The organism is Roseibium sp. MMSF_3247 (assembly GCF_030733765.1).
Classification (GTDB): domain Bacteria; phylum Pseudomonadota; class Alphaproteobacteria; order Rhizobiales; family Stappiaceae; genus Roseibium.
The window spans coordinates 369,279-385,667 of sequence record NZ_JASHII010000003.1 but is presented as its reverse complement, the minus strand read 5'-3'; the positions used below and the strand labels follow the sequence as shown (position 1 = coordinate 385,667).

The window sequence follows — 16,389 nt, the reverse complement described above, 5'->3', positions numbered from 1 at the left end:
TTGGGAGGAAATGTGATGATCGGAAAACTGACCAGACGGAGCGTAATCGCTCTTGCCGCGTTAAGCGCAACTGCAATGCCGTCTTTTGCGACCGAAACCATCAAGGCGGTTGTGATTGATGGCTATCCAGCCCGTGCGATGTGGGTCAAGGAGTTCACAAACTTCTTTATTCCTGAAGTCGACAAACGCCTTTCTGAAAAAGGCAACTACAAGATCGACTGGCAAGAGAGCTATGGTGGGTCAATCGTCAAACCGAAAGGTGTTCTTGAGGGCGTTAAACTCGGCCTGGGCGACATCGGGATTGTCACCACGATCTTCCATTCATCCAAGCTGCCAAGTCAGGCTTTGTCCGCCGTGACACCGTTCATTGCGCCGGATGCCCGGGCTGTTGCCAAAGCGGTCGACGAAATCGCCAAGGAATACCCAACTATGCAGAAGGAGTTTGAGGCTCAAAACCAGGTCTATCTGGCAACGGGCGTGGTGCTCGACACCTACCAGGTGTTTTCCAAGGAGCCGATCAACTCGCTATCTGACTTGAGCGGATCCAAGGTTGCCGGTGCAGGCATGAACTTGCGGTACCTGGAAGGTCTCGACAATGCCGCTGGTGTGCGTGGTGGTCTGACGGACTTCTACAACATGCTGCAGACCGGTCTGGTCGACAACGCGATGCTGTGGCCGGAAGCTGCCAAGACCTTCAAGATCGCTGAAGTGGCACCGTATATGCTCAAAGCGGATCTCGGCGCGGTGAATTCCAAAACAATCACCGTGAATAAGGACTACTGGGACAAGCTCCCGGATGAAGTCAAAGAAGTGCTGCAGGACGTGGCTGTTGCCTATCGCGATCACGTGGCCGGTGTTGCCATGGACCGCGCTGAAGCAAGCCGTGCCGCTTATGTGGAATCCGGCGGTACTGTCGTCGAGATGGACCCGGCTGAACGTGCACAATGGGCCGCAAACATGCCGAACATCGCGGTTGAATGGGCTGCAGATCTCGACACAAAAGGCGAGCCAGGCAGCGATATGCTGAAGTCTTATACGGCCAAACTGAAGGACGCAGGGCATACCCCGGTCCGGGACTGGTCCGCGGAACTAACGCAGTAAGCCGCAGGCTTGAGTACAGGATTAGCTCTATGCTGCGTCTTCTGGACACCGGCCTCAAGGCCTTGGCAACAGCAGCCAACTGGGTAGCGATTGGCGCTAACGCAGTTGGCACCCTGATCGTCCTCGGTCTGGTTCTGGTGGTCAATTACGATGTGGTGGCGCGTGGCTTCTTCAACGCGCCATTCCGGGGTGCCGTTGAAGTCGTTCAGTTCTCGATGGTTCTGATCGTCTTCCTGCAGTTACCTGATGTTGTTCGGATGAGCCGGCTCACGCGTTCCGATGGATTTCTGACGATCCTAGGAACAACCCGGCCAAAGCTGGCTGACACGATCCGCCGGGTTATCGACTTTGCATCGGCGGTGTTCATGGCTTTGGTTGCTTTTGCGATTTGGCCTGAGTTCGTCGAAATGTATGAGACAAAAGACTTCTTCGGTGTCCCTGGTATCTTCACGGCCCCTTGGTGGCCGATCAAGCTGGCCATCTATCTTAGCGCTGGACTGTGCACACTTCTGTTTCTTTTCAAGGCCTTCGAACGACTGGGTAAGCCTTCAGACGACGACAGTGAACTGGGGTACAGCGGACCCTATTTCGGCCAGAAGAACGCACCAAAACCCGATGAGCCTGCGGCTGAAGAGAAAACTCAATGAGCCCATTTGAAATTGGAATTGCGTCCGTTGTCGCGATCGTCGTTCTCGTCTATCTCGGCGTCTACATTCCGATCGCGCTCGGCTTGGTGTCCTTCGTTTCAATCTTGTTGATGCGAGACAATTTCGATCTTGCGATCAATCTTTTGAAAATCGCCATTGGCGACAGTGTGATGGAATACACTTTCGCCACCGTGCCACTCTTCACATTCATGGGTCTGATCGTCTCCAAGGCAGGGCTTGGGGCCGATATCTATCAGGTCATGAATTCCGGATTCCGGAGGGTCAAAGGCGGGATCGGCATGGCGACAGTCGGTGCCAATGCAGTCTTCGCTGCGGTGACTGGATCATCCATTGCCTCCGCTTCGGTCTTTTCTAAGGTCTCCGTTCCTCAAATGCTCGCGTTCAACTACAACCCGCGTTTCGCGGTCGGTGTGGTTGCCGGATCGTCGGTCCTTGGGATGATCATTCCGCCATCGGCAATGTTGATCATCTATTCCTTCGTCGCTGAGCAAAGCGTCGGCGATATGTTCCTTGCCGGTGTTGTCCCGGGCTTGATGTTGGCGGCGGCTTACGTTGTTGCGATCTTCTTGATGGGACGTTTCACGCCGAAGTATGTCGGTGGGCGTACTTCGGATGAAACAGAATGGATGAGCCCTCTGGAAATTGCCGACAAAACCATTCCAACGCTCTTGTTGATCGTTGCGGTCCTCGGCGGGATATACACTGGATGGCTAACCCCGGTTGAAGCAGGTGCTGCAGGATCTCTTCTTGGATTGCTGATCGCTGCGTTCCGTAAAAAGCTGACATTGCAGTCGCTGTGGCAAGCGCTTTTGGAAACCGGTCACATCACTGCGTCAATTCTGTTTTTGATCACCGCAGCCTCGATCTACAGCCGGATGCTCGGTCTCGCAGGCTTGCCGAATGAGCTCGGAGATCTCCTGACGGAAACGCAAATGACCTTCTTCTGGGTCATGGTGATCTATGTGCTGATGATGATTTTCCTTGGCACCATTCTCGATACTGCGTCGATCATCCTCATCGTGGTGCCCTTGTTCCTGCCGCTGGTCGAACCGATGGGCATGTCCCTTGTCTGGTTCGGCATTGTGACGGTGGTCGGCGCGGAAATCGGGCTTCTAACTCCCCCACTCGGCATTTCGTGTTTTGTGATCAAGGCAACGCTAAACGACCCCAGGATTTCCTTGAAGGATGTGTTCATCGGCGCGTTTCCCTTCGCGCTGGTGATGCTGATCGTTCTAATCGCTCTGATCCGCTGGCCGTCCTTGAGCCTGGCCATCTTAAACTAAGGGGAGCTCCATGCGCAGCGTCACCAAAGACAACATAACTGACGTCTTCATGAACTATTTCGGGCCGGATACGGATCCGCGCCTCAGGGAGATATTGCAGAGCCTTGTCACCCATCTGCATAACTTTGCCCGGGAGACGAACCTTACTCATGCCGAATGGCGCAAGGGCATCGAGTTCCTCGAATGGGCCGGAGATATTTCAGACAAGGAACGGCACGAGTTTGTGCTTTTGTCCGATGTTCTTGGCCTCTCCTCGCTGGTTGACATGCTGCACTCTCACCCTGAGGGCACGTCTTCCAGTGTGCTTGGGCCGTTCCATATTACGGGGTCTCCACCGCTTCCGATTGGCGGGGATCTGCGTGGTGATTTCAAGGAACAAGTCCTGCTCGCCCAAGGCATTGTGCGGGACATGGACGGAAATCCCATTGAGGGTGCCGAACTTGATATCTGGCAGACGGCACCGAATGGTCTGTACTCTAGTCAGGACCCAGATCAGGACACTTACTCCTTCCACGGGATCCAAACCACGGGCGCAGATGGCCGTTATGCGTTCACGTCTGTAAAGCCGGTGAGTTACACGGTTCCAAGTGATGGCCCGGTTGGCGATATTCTTCGGGCAAGCGGACGGCATCCATGGCGGCCATCGCACCTTCATTACATTGTTACCGCTCCGGGGTTTCGGCCGCTCGTTACAGAGATTTTTCCAGATGATGATCCGTATCTGGATGAGGACACCGTGTTCGGCGTGCGTGAAGATCTCGTAATGACCTATGTCGAGAAGCCAGCTGGGAGCTTCCCGGCAGACGGCTTTGAACTCTCCGGTAAGGTGGACGGTCCCTATCTTCTGGCGGACTTCGACCTGGTTCTGGTCCGGGAGTAAGGTCAACAGCCAGGCAATATAAAGGCGGGTCGTTTGGCCCGCCTTTTTTGTACCTGATCCACTTTTTGAAAGATGCTCTGCTGGTTCATTCTGCAGCTTCTGAGGTGAAGAGCCTCTCCAAAAAAGCGCCAGTGCGCTGGTAGTGATCCAGCAATAGATGGCATGCGGTCTCTGTGTCGCGGTCGACAGCTGCATTCATGATCGCAGTGTGTTCGCTGCCGATATCACGGGTCGAATAGTCCAATGCCTTGCCGGCCAGATAGCGGTAGCGGATATTGAGATCATAGAGCTGATTGCAGAACTTCAGGAGAACCTTCGAGGTGCAGGCTGCGAGAAGGTTCATATGGAACGTCTTGTGCAGATCCTCGAACCGCTCAACATTGTTGCGTGGTTCGCGCATCATCCGGTGGTGGCTGATGACCAGGTTGTCTTCCCAGGCCTGATCGGCATGGGCAATGCTTTCCCGAAGCGCCATCTCTTCCAGATGGCACCGGAGTTTCAGGATTTCAGCGAAGTTTTCCCGGCCAACCTCCGCACTCCGGAAGCCACGTTGATCCAGTCTTTCGACCAGGAGATCCGATACAAGCAACGTCAGAGCCTCGCGGATCGGGGAGCCGCCCATATCCAGCTTCTTGCGCAGGTTTTCGATTTTCAGTTTTTCGCCGGGCGGGATTTCTCCGGTCAGAATCATCTGCCGTATCGCGAGATAGGCGCGCTGGGTGGCAGACGGTTCTTGAGCCGGGTCGATATGAGGCTGAATATTCATGAGTGTGATAATATCGATTTTTTTGCAAAAATGCCAGTTTTTTCTTGTGTAATCCTACGTGCTTATACGTAAATCATCAGTCAAATTCCCGAGAGTTCTGCCGCATGAGGTGGTTCGGTGCCACAGTCGTATATGAACGCCCGTCCAAACCGATCTGTGAGCCGCATTGAAGAGATCGGTGTTCGATTTAAGTAGCTGAAAGACAGTTATAAAATTCAAAGTATCACATTTTTTCCAAAAAACAGTTCATAGTGTGATGTTTTGGTGTTATACAAAGCTGACCGATCGGTCGGCGAATGCCTGATAGATCGCGAAATGGGAGAGACAAATGCCAAATGCCTTCATCTGCGACGCCGTGCGCACGCCTATCGGCCGGTATGGCGGAGCCTTGTCTCAGGTGCGCGCAGATGATTTGGCGGCCATCCCTTTACAGGCGCTGAAAGAGCGTAACCCTCAGGTCGATTGGGAGGCTGTTGCTGATGTGATCCTCGGCTGTGCCAATCAGGCTGGCGAAGACAACCGCAATGTTGCCCGTATGGCTGTGCTTTTGTCCGGGTTGCCGGTCTCCGTTCCTGGCACAACAGTGAACCGGCTTTGTGGATCCGGGATGGATGCTATCGGCATGGCGGCCCGCGCAATCCGGGCAGGAGATGCTGAGTTGATGCTTGCGGGCGGTGTTGAAAGCATGAGCCGGGCACCGTTTGTTGTCGGCAAAGCGACGACAGCGTTTTCGCGCAATGCCGAGATGTATGACACCACTATTGGCTGGCGCTTTAAGAACAAGAAACTGGAAAAGGCTTTCGGCACGCATTCAATGCCGGAGACGGCTGACAATGTGGCGGAGGACTACAAGATCTCCCGTGAGGACCAGGACAAGTTTGCAGCGGAAAGCCAACGCCGATGGGCCGCAGCGCAGGAAGCTGGCGTTTTTAAAGATGAAATCGTTCCGGTTTCGATCCCGCAACGCAAAGGCGATCCGATTGTCGTTGATACGGATGAACATCCGCGACCGGGTACGGGTGTCGAGGCCTTGGCAAAACTGCGTGGCGTAAACGCGCCTGATTTGACGGTTACGGCTGGAAATGCGTCCGGGGTCAACGATGGATCTGCTGCAGCGCTGATCGCTTCGGAAGAAGCCGCAAGTGCGAATGGGCTGACGCCCAAAGCCCGCATTGTTGCCATGGCAGCAGCCGGCGTTCCGCCACGTGTCATGGGCATTGGTCCGGTGCCGGCGACGCAAAAGGTTCTGGGCCTCGCGGGTCTGACACTTGAGCAAATGGATGTGATTGAACTCAATGAGGCTTTTGCGTCCCAATCGCTCGCAGTTTTGCGTGAGCTTGGTTTGCCTGACGATGCACCCCACGTGAATGCCAACGGCGGGGCCATTGCCATTGGCCATCCACTCGGCATGAGCGGATCGCGGCTGGTCCTGCACGCCGCTAATCAGCTACAGCGGACTGGCGGGCAGTATGCGCTTTGCACCATGTGTGTCGGTGTTGGTCAGGGGATCGCGCTCGTTCTGGAGCGGGTGTAAATTGGATTTGAAGGGCTCGGGACGGTGCCGGTTGCTTTGAAAGCAGGCGGTCGCTTTGAGGAAAGCCCAATCGGAACGCGCTGGATTTAAGTCCGGCACAGTTGGAGGAAGTGGCATGTACGCACAGCTTGTGAAATCTGACGCTCTGAAGTCCCGCGAGGAAATGTCGCCCGAAGAGCAGGCTTTTCAGGAGCGGATCGATAACGGTGAAAAGATCGAGCCGAAGGACTGGATGCCGGAAGGCTATCGCAAGACCTTGATCCGTCAGATTGGTCAGCACGCGCATTCCGAAATCGTTGGCCAGCTGCCGGAAGGCAACTGGATCACGCGTGCACCGACTTTGGAGCGCAAGGCCATTCTCCTTGCAAAGGTTCAGGACGAGGCCGGGCATGGGCTTTATCTCTATTCGGCGGCCGAGACACTGGGCGTTAGCCGGGATGAGCTCTTTGAGGCTCTGCATTCCGGCAAAATGAAATACTCTTCAATCTTCAACTACCCAACACTGAACTGGGCCGATATGGGCGCGGTTGGGTGGTTGGTCGATGGCGCTGCCATCATGAACCAGGTGCCGCTGCAGCGGACATCCTTCGGGCCCTATTCCCGCGCGATGATCCGGATCTGTAAGGAGGAAAGTTTCCACCAGCGTCAGGGCTATTCCATAATGATGAAGATGGCCTTCGGCACGCCGGAGCAGAAGGAAATGGCACAGGATGCCCTGAACCGGTTTTGGTACCCGTCGCTGATGATGTTTGGTCCGTCCGACAAGGATTCCGTCCACTCCGCCCAATCGATGGCCTGGAAGATCAAAATCAATACCAACGACGAATTGCGCCAGAAGTTCGTCAACGAGACCGTGCCGCAGGCCGAGTATCTCGGGCTGACTGTTCCGGACGAAACGCTCGCCTGGAACGAGGAGAAGCAGGGCTACGACTTCGCCGAGCCGGATTGGAACGAGTTCTTTGAAGTGATCAAGGGCAATGGTCCGTGCAACCGAGAACGGCTGGAAGCGCGGGTCAAGGCCTGGGATGACGGCGAGTGGTTCCGCGATGGCTTGAACGCTTATGCCGACAAGGCGGCAGACCGCCGTCAGGCTGCCACCGTGGCCGCAGAGTAACCGACAAGGCGATTGAGGGAGAGACAGTCATGAGCAAGAAAGAGTGGCCGCTCTGGGAAGTGTTTATCCGCGGTCAGCATGGCCTGAACCACCGTCATGTCGGTAGCCTGCATGCATCGGATGCGGAGATGGCGATCAACCACGCCCGGGATGTCTACACCCGCCGCAAGGAAGGTGTTTCCATCTGGGTGGTGCCGTCCAAGGAGATCACAGCGTCCAGCCCATCCGAAAAGGGCCCGCTTTTTGATCCGGCTGAAAGCAAGACATACCGCCATCCGACCTTCTTCGATATTCCGGAAGAAGTGGGGAAAATGTGATGAGCGATCAAATTGCAGTTTCCGGTGCCACTCAGGATCCGTTCGTTTCCGACGCTGAGCTGAAACCGGCCTTTTTTGAATGGCTCTGCCGCATGGGCGACAATGCGCTAATCCTTGGCCACCGGACGTCCGAATGGTGCGGTCATGGTCCGGTTCTGGAAGAAGACATCGCCCTTGCCAACACAGCGCTCGACCTCATCGGCCACACGCAGATGTGGCTTGGTCTTGCAGGCGAGGTTGAAGGTGCGGGGCGCGACGCGGACAAGCTCGCCTACCTGCGTGATGCCTTCAAGTTCCGCAATGTCCTGCTCGTTGAGCTTCCGAAGGGCGACATGGCTGTCACGGTGATGCGGGAGTTCCTTTTCGACGCCCATCATCATCTTTTGCTCTCCTGGCTTGCAGAAAACTCCAAGAGCCCGCGCGTTGCCGAAATTTCCGCAAAAGCTTTGAAAGAAGTGAGCTATCACCTGGAGCGGGCATCTGATCTTGTTGTGCGCCTGGGCGACGGGACGCCGGAAAGCCATCGCAGAATGCAGGACGCCCTGGACCTCTTGTGGCCTTACACGGGCGAGATGTTTGAAGGTGATGCACTGGATGCGGCTGTAGCTGAAGCCAGTATTGCGCCGAAACCAGAGGATCTGAAAGCGGACTGGGAAACATCCGTGCGGGAGATCCTGGATGAGGCGACTTTGAAAGCGCCTGAGGCCGCTGGTTTCGTTCATAAGGGCGGCAAGCAAGGTCGGCACACAGAGCATCTAGGCTACATCCTTGCGGAGATGCAGTTTCTGCAACGCGCTTACCCGGGCGCAAGTTGGTAGGAAAGTCTGCTATGTCCGCACCCCAAACCACGCCGACTGAGCAGGTCTGGGACTGGCTTGCCGAAGTCCCGGATCCGGAAATCCCCGTTGTCTCTGTGACAGAGCTCGGCATCATCCGCGACGTTCAATATGATGGCGATACCCTCGTGGTGGCTGTGACGCCGACCTATTCGGGATGTCCTGCAACGGCTGTCATCGATCTGATGATCGAGGACAAGCTGCGCGAAAAGGGCATGGAGAATGTGCGTCTGGAACGCCGGCTCTCACCGCCCTGGACAACGGACTGGGTGACGCCTGAAGCGCGCGAGAAACTGAAACAGTTTGGCATTGCGCCGCCGATCGACGGAACCGCTTCCGATGGCATGGGCGCGAAGGCGGCCCGCTTGTCCGGCCAGACAAATCTCGTGGTTCCCTGCCCAAGATGCGGCTCCGCTCATACCGAACGGGTCAGCCAGTTCGGGTCGACACCGTGCAAGGCCGCCTGGCGCTGCAAGGACTGTCTGGAACCGTTCGATTATTTCAAGTGCATTTGACACCCAGGAGGAGGGTTTCGCCTATGGCACGATTTCACGCGCTACAAGTTACCGATATCCGCCGCGATACCCGCGATGCCGTTGTGGTCACGCTGAAGCCCGACGCCGCAGATCAAGACGCTTTTGACTTCATTCAGGGGCAGTATCTAACGTTTCGCCGCGACTTCGACGGCGAGGAGTTGCGCAGATCCTATTCGATTTGCGCGGGCAAGGATGAGGGGTGCCTGAAGGTCGGGATCAAACGGGTCGAGGGCGGTGCGTTTTCGACCTGGGCCAATGAAGACCTGAAAGTGGGCGACCTCCTTGATGTCATGCCGCCAATGGGCCGGTTCTTTACCGAACTTGAGCCGCAAAAGGCCAAAAGCTATCTCGGCTTTGCCGGCGGGTCAGGCATCACACCAGTTCTCTCCATCATCAAGACGGTTCTGGCGCGCGAGCCGAAGAGCACATTTACCCTGATTTATGCCAACCGCCAGACCAGCTCAATCATGTTCCGTGAGGAACTGGAAGACCTGAAAAACACCTACCTCGGCCGGTTCTCGGTAATCCATATTCTGGAGACGGAAACCCAGGACATTGAACTCTTCACCGGTCGGATCGATGCGGAAAAGATGGAACTCTTGTTCCGTCTATGGGTCGATGCCGAAGAGGTCGATACGGCTTTCATCTGTGGTCCGGAGCCGATGATGCTGACCATCGCGGACAGCCTGCGCAAGCACGGCCTTGCAGATGAGCAGATCCGGTTCGAGTTGTTTGCGTCTTCCCAACCCGGCCGGGCAAAAGCCAAAGCTGTTTCCGAAGCGGCCGCCAATAGCACGGGGACATGCGAAGTTTCCGTCACTCTCGATGGCAGTACCCGGAATTTTCATATGGAAAAAAACGGCAGCTCGGTTCTGGAGGCGGCCATCGCGAATTCAATGGACGCACCCTATTCCTGCAAGGCCGGTGTGTGCTCCACCTGCCGGGCAAAGGTCATTGAAGGGGAGGTGGAGATGGAAGTGAATCATGCGCTGGAGGACTATGAAGTCCGCGCCGGTTACGTGCTTTCCTGCCAATGCATCCCGGTCTCGGACAAGGTGGTGATCAGTTATGACGAATGAAGCCGTACTGGACAACGACACCATGTCCTTGGCCGACTATCTAGCCCGGGGCGGTAAGCTCACGTCGCCAAATAATGTCCCGCCGCGCTACCGCGCCGAACTCCTGCGTTTGATGTCGTCTTTTGTCGACAGTGAACTTGCCGGGTCTGCCGGGTTTGCCGACGCCATTAATTGGTCGCCGGGCTTGAAAGAACGGATCGCGGCCAGCCGGATCACGCTGGAAAAGGTCGACCACGCCGAACAGGTGCTGGATCTGATGAGCGACTTTGGAACCGACAAGGCGCTCTATAACAAGGCGCACTCGTGGTCCGCCCGTCAGCCGCGGGATGCACAGGTGGATGCAAAACGCCAGGGCGGAGATATGCGCCTGTCGGTGTTTCATTACCCGCTGCAAGGTTGGACAGATGCGGTCGTGATGAATTTTCTGATGGGCCTTGCGACCGTCCATCAGCTGAAGGAGCTCAGCCAAACTTCTTATCAGCCGCTTGGCGAAGTGTTCCGCAAGATCTTGCCGCGGGAGCAGCGTCACATGGAACTTGGCCTGGAGGGACTTCAGGTTCTGGCTGCCGACGCGGCAATGCGCGAAGAAGTGCTGTCGTCTGTTGCCTATTGGTTGCCCAAGGTTTCTGAAACATTTGGTCCGGCCAAGTCGGAGCGGTTTGACCGGCTTAAGCAGATGGGGCTGCGCCAGACAGATAACGAGACGCTTCGAGCCGCATGGCAAGCTGACGCAAACCAGCGGCTTATCGAATTGAAGCTCACCAGATAAAAAAACATAAAGGGAAATCCAGAATGGCCATGGGGACGACGGCGCGCCGTTTGGAAAGCTATGTGGAAGGCGCTTGGCGCCGCGGGGACGGTGAAGGTCAACCGGTCTTGAATGCCGCTACAGGAAACGTTCACGCGCTGATCGGGACCGAAGGCCTCGACTTCAAGGCAGCACTCGCCTGGGGGCGGGCCAAAGGTGGACCGGCGCTAAGAGCCATGACGATCCACGAACGGGCTTTGATGCTGAAGGCCGTCGGTTTGAGGCTGATGGAACTCAAGGAAGAGTTTTATCTGGAAAACTTTGCGACCGGTGCAACGCGCCGGGACGGCTGGATCGACATTGAAGGCGGGATTGGCACCATGCTGACTTTTGCGTCAAAGGCCCGCCGCGAGTTGCCGAATACCAAGGTACTGACCGAGGGGCCGGTGGAAGTCTTGTCCCGCGACGGATCCTTTGTGGCACAGCACATCCTTTCGCCTTTTATCGGCGTTGCCGTGCACATCAATGCCTACAACTTCCCGGTCTGGGGGATGCTGGAAAAGATCGCACCGTCCCTGATCGCCGGCATGCCGTGCATCGTCAAACCAGCCTCGCAAACCGCTTATCTGACAGAGCTTGTGGTGCGGCGGATGCTGGAAACCGGCCTCTTGCCGGAAGGCGCGCTGCAGATCGTGACCGGGTCAGCCGGTGATCTTCTGGATCATGTCAATGAACAGGATGTGGTCACCTTCACAGGCTCCGCATCCACCGGCCAAAAACTGAAATCCAGTCCCGCGATCCTCAAGCATTCTGTCCGCTTTACTATGGAAGCCGACAGTTTGAACGCGTCCATTCTGGGTGCGGATGCCGGTCCAGGGACGGACGAGTTTGATCTTTTTGTCCGCGAAGTCGCAAACGAGATGACTGTCAAGGCGGGCCAAAAGTGCACGGCCATTCGCCGGATCATCGTTCCGAAGATACACGAGCAGGCGGCGGTCGAAGCAATTTCCGCACGGCTTTCCAAGACGAAAGTTGGTTTGCCGGATGATGAGGCCGTGCGTATGGGGGCAATCGTCTCCCTGAAGGACCGCGATGGCGTCAAAGCAAAGGTCGCCGAACTGGCCACTGAAGCGGAGATTGTGTCCGGATCTTTGGACACGGTTGATCTGATTTCCGGAGAAGCAGATCGCGGTGCCTTCATGGCGCCAGTACTCATGCACTGCGCCAAGCCGCTCGACGCTGAGATCGTCCACTCCGTTGAGGCTTTCGGACCGGTTGCGACCATCATGTCCTACGAAGACAATCAGGAAGCTGTGGAACTGGCCCGCAAAGGCCGGGGCTCGCTTGCATCCTCATTGTTTTCCAATGATGGGGCGCTGATTCATGACGTGGTCACTGGTCTTGCGCCTTTCCACGGTCGCGTGTTGATCGGCAATCGCGGATCCGCGAAGTCCTCTACAGGACACGGCTCACCATTGGCACCGCTTGTTCACGGCGGCCCGGGCCGGGCAGGGGGCGGCGAGGAAATGGGTGGCATGCGCGGCGTGAAGCATTTCATGCAACGCTCAGCGATCCAGGGCACACCGGAAATGTTGTCCGCGGTGACCGGGCAATGGGTCGATGGAGCATCTGTGCGCACCGACGTCCATCCGTTCCGCAAATCGCTTGCCGAGCTCAAGATTGGCGATCAGATTGCCACAAAGGCACGCGAAGTAACGCTGGAAGACGTTGAACATTTCGCAGAGTTTACCGGTGACACCTTCTACGCGCATATGAACAGCCAAGCGGCCAAAGCAAATCCGTTCTTTGAGGATCGGGTCGCCCACGGGTATCTGATCGCGTCTTTTGCGGCGGGTTTGTTCGTGGATCCGGAGCCGGGTCCGGTTCTCGCCAACTATGGCGTCGACAACCTGCGCTTTCTGACGCCGGTCTACTTCGGCGACAGCCTGAAAGTCCGGCTTACATGCAAGGAAATCAATCCGCGCGAGAACGCCGACCACGGCGAGGTGCGCTGGGATTGCCAGGTGACCAACCAGAAGGACGAAGTCGTCGCGCAATACGACGTCCTGACCATGGTCGCCAAGACCTGGCCGCCTGCAGCATAAAAAATATGTGGTACTGCCGGTCAGCTGATGAAGCGTGACCGGCAAGCCATTCAGCGGACGGCCTTCACGCCTTCCAGGATCAAGGTGGTGGCGACCTTGGCATAGTCTTCGCGCGAGATCGGTCCACCTTCCTTGAACCACATGTAGACCCAGTTCATCATGCCGAAAAGCGACATTGTTACGGGCATCAGGAGGGGCCGGTCCGGTGTGTCGAGGTGCGGATGGATGTCTTTCAAGGCATTTGAAAAGTGCCGGACAATGCGCCGCTCTATTGCGACGATTTCACTCTTTTGTTCGTCCGACAACGCTGGGCCGGCATTGAGCTGCACCTTATGCTGATCGTCGGCTCCCCGGTAGGAATCAAGAACGGTCATCACGAGAGTCTGTAGCCGGTCTTCCGGTGGTAGGGTCGGATCGTCTGCTTCCTCCAGTGCTTTGTCGAGGATTGCCAAGTGAGAATGGATGATCTCGAAAATCAGCGCGTCTTTCGACGGGTAGTAGTGATAGAGCAGGGATTTTGAAACGCCGGCTTCCTGAGCGATCTGCGCCATGGAGGCCTTTTCCATGCCTTGTGTTGCAAAGACATTCGCTGCCGTCAGCAGAAGGCCATGCTGTTTTTCCTCAAAATCATTGGCGCGGGTTCTCGCCATGTGTTTGGAGCTCCATTTCTTGACACGGTGCCGCCATAGCAACTCAATGCCTTTTTTAAGTCAATGTAGAGCGAAGCCGACCAATGCCTGGCCGGCTTCAACTCATTGGGGATAGAAAAGCGACGACTGATTCAGTCCTTGGGCCGGTTGTCGATAACCCGCTTGGCTTTGCCTTCTGAGCGCTGCAGTTTATCCGGTTCGTGGATCTCGATTTTTGAAGAAATCCCGATTGTTGATTTGATGTGGTGTGCCAGCTCTTTGGCCGACGCTTCCCTTGCCTCGCTGCTGCTGGCATCCGGCATCGCTTCTCCATGAACGATCATCGCATCCATGCGGCCAGAACGGACGAGCTCGATATGGAAATGCGCCGCAAGACCTTCACATTTCAGGATCTGCTCCTCGATCTGGGTCGGGAAAACATTGACGCCGCGCAGGATGATCATGTCGTCGCTGCGACCGGTGATTTTTTCAATTCTGCGCATGGAGCGGGCAGTTCCTGGCAGGATGCGGGTCAGGTCGCGGGTCCGGTAGCGGACCATCGGCAGGCCTTCCTTGGTCAGTGTCGTGAAGACCAATTCACCCATCTCACCGTCTGGCAGGACCTCTTCCGTCACCGGATCGATGATTTCCGGATAGAAATGGTCTTCCCAAACATGGAGGCCGTCCTTGGTCTCAACACACTCTTGGGCAACGCCAGGGCCCATGATTTCCGAGAGGCCATAAATGTCGACGGCATGCATGTCGAAGGCCTGTTCGATTTCCTGTCGCATGGCATTTGTCCACGGCTCTGCGCCGAAAATGCCAACCTTCAGCGAGCTTTGACGGGCGTCGAGGCCACGGCGCCGGTATTCGTCCAAAATGGACAGCATGTAGGACGGCGTCACCATGATGACGTCCGGCTTGAAGTCTTCGATCAGAGTGACCTGACGCTCTGTCATGCCACCGGAAATCGGGACGACCGTGCAGCCAAGTTTTTCCGCACCATAGTGGGCGCCAAGCCCGCCGGTGAAGAGGCCATAACCATAGGCATTGTGCAGGATGTTGCCTTTGCGCCCCCCGGCTGCGCGGATGGAGCGGGCAATCAGATCTGACCAGTTGGAAATGTCATTGGCGGTGTATCCGACCACCGTGGGTTTGCCTGTGGTGCCGGAGGAACCATGGATCCGGACGAGGTCTTCACGCGGTGTCGCGAACATGCCGAACGGATAGGTGTCGCGCAGATCCTGTTTCACGGTGAAGGGAAATTTCGCCATGTCTGCCAGAGTTTTGAAATCACCCGGATGCGCGCCGTGTTCATCAAAGCGCATCTTGAAGAACGAAGAGTTGTCGTAGGCGTGGGACAGCGTCCAGGCGAGGCGCTTTTCCTGAAGGGCTGCAATCTCGTCACGGCTTGCAATTTCGATGGGGTCCAGAGTGGCGCGATCCGGTGTGAGATCGATCATGTGTTTCCTCCACAAGGTGCTGGTCAGGCCGGCAGTTATTCTGTTGGCAAAAAGGTGCGGTTGATAGTGCGGGAGTGGCCGCGAAATTCGGCGATTACGGTTCCGTCGCCACGGGCTACGCTGATGTCGTAAATGCCGGAGCGCCCGGTACGGGAGACCTCACGTGCCGAGGCGGTCAAGAGATCGTTCAGACTGCCCGGTGCGATGTAGGTGACCGAACAGTGCTGGGCGACGGTGACTTGATTGTACGTGTTGCAGGCAAAAGCGAAGGCGCTGTCGGCCAACGCAAAGATATAGCCGCCGTGACAGTTGCCATGGCCGTTGGTCATGTCCTTCGTCACGGTCATGGAGATATCTGCTTCGCCTGGCGCCACGTGAAGCAGTTTCATGCCGAGCTTCTGAGAGGCGTTGTCCTCCTCCCACATCAGCTTGGCACAGGTTTCTGCCAACTCCTGCGGGCTGAGTTCAGATATGTGTTTCATGTCATTCACCGCGAAACTGTGCAGGGCGTTTTTCCAAAAACGCAATTACACCTTCAGCATAATCGTCGGTGAAGCCTGCTGTCTGCTGGCAATCCCGCTCCATGTCGAGATGCGTGTCGAGATCCTGGTCGGCGGCGGCCTGGATGAGACGTTTGGTGAGGCCCAGTCCGACGGTAGGGCCGGCAGCCAGCTTCTCAGCCAGTGCGGTCGCCTCTTCAAGGAGAGCAGCATCATCGACCGCTTTCCAGATCAGGCCCCAGCTTTCGGCCTGTTCGGCCAGTAGCGGTTCCCCAAGGAGGGCGAGCGCTTTAGCACGTGGTTCTCCTAGAATGCGGGGCAGAGACCAGCTGCCGCCAGCATCCGGGATCAACCCGATCTTGGAAAAAGCCTGGATGAACTTTGCCGAACGTGCCGCCAGAACGATGTCACAGGCAAGGGCGATATTGGCCCCGGCGCCTGCCGCCACGCCATTCACCGCGCAGACGATTGGTTTTTCCAGGCTGCGGATCAGGCGCAGGGTCGGATTGTAAAATGTCTCGATCGTATGTCCGAGATCGGAGCGCTCGCCGCCCTTTCTCGGGTCCCGGTCGCCGAGATCTTGCCCGGCACAAAAGCCCCTTCCGGATCCTGTCAACAACACCGAGCGGACTGCTTTTTCGGAATGTGCGCGCTCAATTTCTGCGCGAAATGACAGGTGCATTTCATCGTTAAACGAGTTGAGTTTGTCCGGGCGATTGAGGGTTAGCTTCAAAACGCCGTTGTTTAATTCCGAGATAACAGTCTGATTTTCCGACATCTTTCTCTCCCTGACATCATTTTCTCACGATGCCGACAAAACAAATCGTTGC

General features: G+C 56.4%; 17 protein-coding genes. 12 read left to right on the top strand and 5 right to left on the bottom strand.

What is annotated here, in order from left to right; genetic code table 11:
- Positions 1-15: 15 nt before the first annotated feature.
- From RBB44_RS12130 to RBB44_RS12115, 4 genes are read left to right on the top strand one after another with little or no spacing between them, the layout of a single operon-like run.
- Entirely contained in the window at positions 16-1,101 is a 1,086-nt protein-coding gene (locus tag RBB44_RS12130) for a C4-dicarboxylate TRAP transporter substrate-binding protein (protein ID WP_306147622.1), read from the top strand.
- A 29-nt stretch (positions 1,102-1,130) separates the two neighbouring features.
- Positions 1,131-1,748, top strand: coding sequence for a TRAP transporter small permease (locus RBB44_RS12125; RefSeq protein ID WP_306147621.1), 618 nt, complete (start codon positions 1,131-1,133; stop codon positions 1,746-1,748).
- Positions 1,745-3,052: a TRAP transporter large permease gene (locus RBB44_RS12120; RefSeq protein WP_209179680.1), complete on the top strand. Its 1,308-nt coding sequence runs from the start codon at positions 1,745-1,747 to the stop codon at positions 3,050-3,052. Before RBB44_RS12125 ends, RBB44_RS12120 begins: the two co-directional genes overlap by 4 nt.
- Positions 3,053-3,062: 10 nt before the next feature.
- Entirely contained in the window at positions 3,063-3,932 is an 870-nt protein-coding gene (locus tag RBB44_RS12115) for a dioxygenase (protein ID WP_133951790.1), read from the top strand.
- Between the two features lie 85 nt (positions 3,933-4,017).
- On the opposite strand, the gene RBB44_RS12110 is transcribed toward RBB44_RS12115, so the two are convergent.
- Entirely contained in the window at positions 4,018-4,698 is a 681-nt protein-coding gene (locus tag RBB44_RS12110) for a GntR family transcriptional regulator (protein ID WP_306147620.1), read from the bottom strand.
- Between the two features lie 328 nt (positions 4,699-5,026).
- Between RBB44_RS12110 and pcaF the strand changes: the two genes are divergently transcribed.
- The 8 genes from pcaF to paaZ all read left to right on the top strand — a co-directional run bounded on the left by pcaF (position 5,027) and on the right by paaZ (position 12,967).
- Positions 5,027-6,232, top strand: coding sequence for a 3-oxoadipyl-CoA thiolase (gene pcaF / locus RBB44_RS12105; RefSeq protein WP_306147619.1), 1,206 nt, complete (start codon positions 5,027-5,029; stop codon positions 6,230-6,232).
- 115 nt (positions 6,233-6,347) lie between these two features.
- Entirely contained in the window at positions 6,348-7,346 is a 999-nt protein-coding gene (gene paaA, locus RBB44_RS12100) for a 1,2-phenylacetyl-CoA epoxidase subunit PaaA (protein ID WP_306147618.1), read from the top strand.
- A gap of 29 nt (positions 7,347-7,375) precedes the next feature.
- Positions 7,376-7,663 carry a 1,2-phenylacetyl-CoA epoxidase subunit PaaB gene (paaB, locus tag RBB44_RS12095; protein ID WP_306147617.1) on the top strand — a complete coding sequence of 96 codons (288 nt, stop codon included), beginning with the start codon at positions 7,376-7,378 and terminating at the stop codon, positions 7,661-7,663.
- Entirely contained in the window at positions 7,663-8,481 is an 819-nt protein-coding gene (paaC, locus tag RBB44_RS12090; protein ID WP_306147616.1) for a 1,2-phenylacetyl-CoA epoxidase subunit PaaC, read from the top strand. The genes paaB and paaC overlap by 1 nt, the downstream gene beginning before the upstream one ends.
- Positions 8,482-8,492: 11 nt before the next feature.
- Positions 8,493-9,014 carry a 1,2-phenylacetyl-CoA epoxidase subunit PaaD gene (gene paaD / locus RBB44_RS12085; RefSeq protein WP_306147615.1) on the top strand — a complete coding sequence of 174 codons (522 nt, stop codon included), beginning with the start codon at positions 8,493-8,495 and terminating at the stop codon, positions 9,012-9,014.
- 23 nt (positions 9,015-9,037) lie between these two features.
- A complete protein-coding gene (paaE, locus tag RBB44_RS12080) occupies positions 9,038-10,114 on the top strand; it encodes a 1,2-phenylacetyl-CoA epoxidase subunit PaaE (RefSeq protein ID WP_306147614.1) in 1,077 nt (358 codons plus the stop codon).
- Positions 10,104-10,883 carry a Phenylacetic acid catabolic protein gene (locus RBB44_RS12075; RefSeq protein ID WP_306147613.1) on the top strand — a complete coding sequence of 260 codons (780 nt, stop codon included), beginning with the start codon at positions 10,104-10,106 and terminating at the stop codon, positions 10,881-10,883. Before paaE ends, RBB44_RS12075 begins: the two co-directional genes overlap by 11 nt.
- A gap of 29 nt (positions 10,884-10,912) precedes the next feature.
- Positions 10,913-12,967, top strand: a complete 2,055-nt coding sequence (paaZ, locus tag RBB44_RS12070; RefSeq protein WP_306147872.1) for a phenylacetic acid degradation bifunctional protein PaaZ — start codon at positions 10,913-10,915, stop codon at positions 12,965-12,967.
- Positions 12,968-13,017: 50 nt separating this feature from the next.
- Here the strand turns inward: paaZ and RBB44_RS12065 are convergent, their stop codons facing one another.
- From RBB44_RS12065 to paaG, 4 genes are all read right to left on the bottom strand, one after another.
- The gene (locus RBB44_RS12065; RefSeq protein WP_133951805.1) at positions 13,018-13,617 is read right to left on the bottom strand and encodes a TetR/AcrR family transcriptional regulator; all 600 of its coding nucleotides are present in this window, start codon (positions 13,615-13,617) and stop codon (positions 13,018-13,020) included.
- Between the two features lie 131 nt (positions 13,618-13,748).
- Positions 13,749-15,059: a phenylacetate--CoA ligase PaaK gene (paaK, locus tag RBB44_RS12060; protein WP_306147612.1), complete on the bottom strand. Its 1,311-nt coding sequence runs from the start codon at positions 15,057-15,059 to the stop codon at positions 13,749-13,751.
- Positions 15,060-15,094: 35 nt separating this feature from the next.
- Positions 15,095-15,541, bottom strand: a complete 447-nt coding sequence (gene paaI / locus RBB44_RS12055; RefSeq protein ID WP_306147611.1) for a hydroxyphenylacetyl-CoA thioesterase PaaI — start codon at positions 15,539-15,541, stop codon at positions 15,095-15,097.
- Position 15,542: 1 nt separating this feature from the next.
- On the bottom strand, positions 15,543-16,337 hold the full coding sequence (gene paaG, locus RBB44_RS12050) for a 2-(1,2-epoxy-1,2-dihydrophenyl)acetyl-CoA isomerase PaaG (protein WP_306147610.1): 795 nt from the start codon (positions 16,335-16,337) through the stop codon (positions 15,543-15,545).
- Between the last annotated feature and the right edge of the window lie 52 nt (positions 16,338-16,389).